Annotated in this window: 3 protein-coding genes; all 3 read right to left on the bottom strand. The window is 71.3% G+C overall.

The window, feature by feature from the left end:
* The coding region (locus Q2100_RS30780; protein ID WP_302917063.1) for a beta-ketoacyl [acyl carrier protein] synthase domain-containing protein at positions 1-711 on the bottom strand (711 nt) is incomplete at its 3' end.
* 252 nt (positions 712-963) lie between these two features.
* The gene (locus tag Q2100_RS30775; protein WP_269893315.1) at positions 964-1983 is read right to left on the bottom strand and encodes an NADP-dependent oxidoreductase; all 1020 of its coding nucleotides are present in this window, start codon (positions 1981-1983) and stop codon (positions 964-966) included.
* Positions 1984-2058: 75 nt separating this feature from the next.
* A partial coding sequence (locus Q2100_RS30770) for a coproporphyrinogen-III oxidase family protein (RefSeq protein ID WP_302917062.1) occupies positions 2059-2726 on the bottom strand: 668 nt, incomplete at its 5' end.

The following is a 2726-nucleotide window of genomic DNA, read 5'->3' as shown; positions in this document are numbered from 1 at the left end:
GTAGCCGTCGGCGGCGGCGTCGAAGGTCTTGCAGCGCCCGTCGGGCGCGGTGGCGCCGGCCTCGTCGAGCACCCGGGTGAGGCCAGGGCCGATCAGGGCGCTGACGCCGCCGGCGAGGGCGAGCGAGGTCTCGCCCGCACGCAGCATCTGGCACGCCTGGTGCACCGCGACCAGTGAGGCCGCGCACGCCGCGTCCAGTGCGACGCTGGGGCCGCGCAGATCGAGCAGGTGCGACACCCGGTTGGCGATCCCGCACAGCGACGTGCCGATGCCGGTCCACGCCTCGATGCCCGGCAGGTCCTCCATGAGCAGCTTGCCGTAGTCGTCGGAGTTGACGCCCATCAGGACGGCGGTGTCGCCGCCGGCGAGTGACCGCGGCGACACCCCGGCGTGCTCCAGCGCCTCCCAGCTGACCTCGAGGGCGAGGCGCTGCTGGGGGTCCATCAACTCGGCCTCCCGCGGCGAGACGCCGAAGAAGTCGGCGTCGAATCCGGCGAGGTCGTCGAGGAACGTGCCCCAGCGGGTGGTCTCGCGCAGCACCGCGGCGTTGCGCGGATCCCGCCGCAGGTAGGGCTCCCAGCGCTGCTCGGGCACCTCGCGTACGTCGCTGCGGCCTTCGACCAGGAAGTTCCAGAAGTCGGCGGGCGTGCCGACGTCGCCCGCCACGCGGCAGCCCAGACCGATGACGGCGACCGGTTCGTCTGTCGACACGTCAGTACCGGCCCGACTCAGCACTCGACACGGACGAGGTCTGCTTAGCCTTGCCTAAGTGCTCGACTGACATGCGCACAATATTGGCACACGAAAATTTCCGGCAGTCACCTACCTGAGGGCCGGCGAAACGCCTTCCATCCGCCGTTGACCAGCCCCTCCGGCGTTATGGCGCCGCACCGGGCGGCAGGTGTTGCGCACATCACGTCGCCGCCGCGGCGTGCCGCCGGATGCCGCGCGCGCAACGTCAGGTCACGGCGCCGCCGGCTCGCTGACCTTCACCAGCGTCTTGCCGATGTTGGCGCCGGTGAAGAGGCCGTTGAGCGCGTCGACACACGACTCGACGCCGTCGAAGATCGTCTGCCGGTGCACCAGCAGCCCGTCGCGCTCCCACTGCCGCAGTGCGGCGAAGGCCTCGTCGAAGCGGCCCCACTGGTCGAGCGCGTTGAACCCCTGCATCAGCGCGGTCTTCGACAGCAGGCTGACGTAGTTCGCCGGGCCGGGGTGTTCGCCGCTGAGGTAACTGGAGATGACCCCGCACAGCACCACGCGCGCCCTGGACGCCAGTCGGCCGAGCACGGCGTCCAGGATCGGCCCGCCGACGTTGTCGAAGTACACGTCGACGCCGCGGGGGCAGTGCTCCTTGAGTGCGGCGGGGAGGTTGCCGTTCTTGTAGTCGATGCAGGCGTCGAAGCCGAACTCCTCGACCACCGCCCGGCACTTGTGCGGCCCGCCGGCGATACCGACCACGCGGGCGCCCGCGATCTTGGCGATCTGTCCGGCGACCGAGCCGGTGGCGCCCGCCGCCGCCGACACCACCACCGTCTCGCCGGGTTGCGGGCGGCCGATGTCGGTCATGCCGAAATACGCCGTCGCTCCCGTCGGGCCGTAGATCGACATGATCGCCAACTGGTCGTTCTCCCCGGGCATCGGCGTGCTGAAGAGGTCGTCGCGGATGATGACGTACTCCTGGAACCCCGACAGCGTGGTGACGACGTCGCCGACCGCGTACGCCGGGCACCGCGACGCCACCACCTCGCCGATCCCGGCCGCACGGATCACCTCGCCGATGCCGACCGGCGGCAGGTAGCCAGGCTGGTCGTTGAGCCACGTCCTGGCGGCGGCGTCGATGCCGATGTAAGTGTTGCGCAGCAGGGCCTCACCGTCGGCCGGTTCGGGCGCGGGTGTGCTGACCAGTTCGGTGTCGGCAGGCCCGATCAGGCCGGTGGGACGGCGGCGCAGCAGGATCTGGCGGTTAGTCAGGTCGGACACCGGGCCGAAAGTACCGCAGCGACAACCTTCTTCGGGACGGTTCTGGCGCATCGCCGATGCCGTGAGTTCGCGCTTTCAGTCGAGCAGCCGGCGCACCACCGCGTCGGCCAGCAGCCTGCCGCGGTCGGTCAGCACCACCCGGTCGGCCGCGCGCACGACGAGGCCGTCGGCCTCCGCGCTGCCCAGCCGCTCCCGTTCGACCTCGCCGAGAACGGCCAGCGGCAGGCCGGTGCGCAGGCGCAGCCGCAGCATCACGTCCTCGACGTGCCGGTCGGCGTCGTCGAGCAGTTCGAAGTCCGCGACCGGCAGGGTGCGCTCGGCGAGCGTGGAGGCATAGGCGTTCGGGTGCTTGACGTTCCACCACCGGGTGGCGCCCAGGTATCCGTGCGCGCCGGGCCCGGCGCCCCACCACTCACCGCCGTCCCAGTAGCCGAGGTTGTGCCTGCACTCGGCGCCCGGCCTGCTCCAGTTCGACACCTCGTACCAGGTGAGTCCCGACTCAGACAGCTTCGCGTCCAGCAGCGTGTAGCGGTCGGCCAGCACGTCGTCGTCGGGCGCGGCGACCTCGCCGCGCCGTACCCGACGGGCCAGGGCGGTGCCGTCCTCCACCACCAGCGCGTAGGCCGACAGGTGGTCGATGCCCGCCTCCAGTGCGGTGTCGACCGACCGGCGCAGGTCGTCGTCGCGCTCCCCCGGCGTGCCGTAGATGAGGTCGATGCTGACGTGCTCGAAGCCCGCCGCGC

It is taken from the genome of Mycolicibacterium arseniciresistens (assembly GCF_030519285.1).
GTDB classification, from domain to species: domain Bacteria; phylum Actinomycetota; class Actinomycetes; order Mycobacteriales; family Mycobacteriaceae; genus Mycobacterium; species Mycobacterium arseniciresistens.
This window is presented reverse-complemented; position numbering and strand designations above follow the sequence as displayed.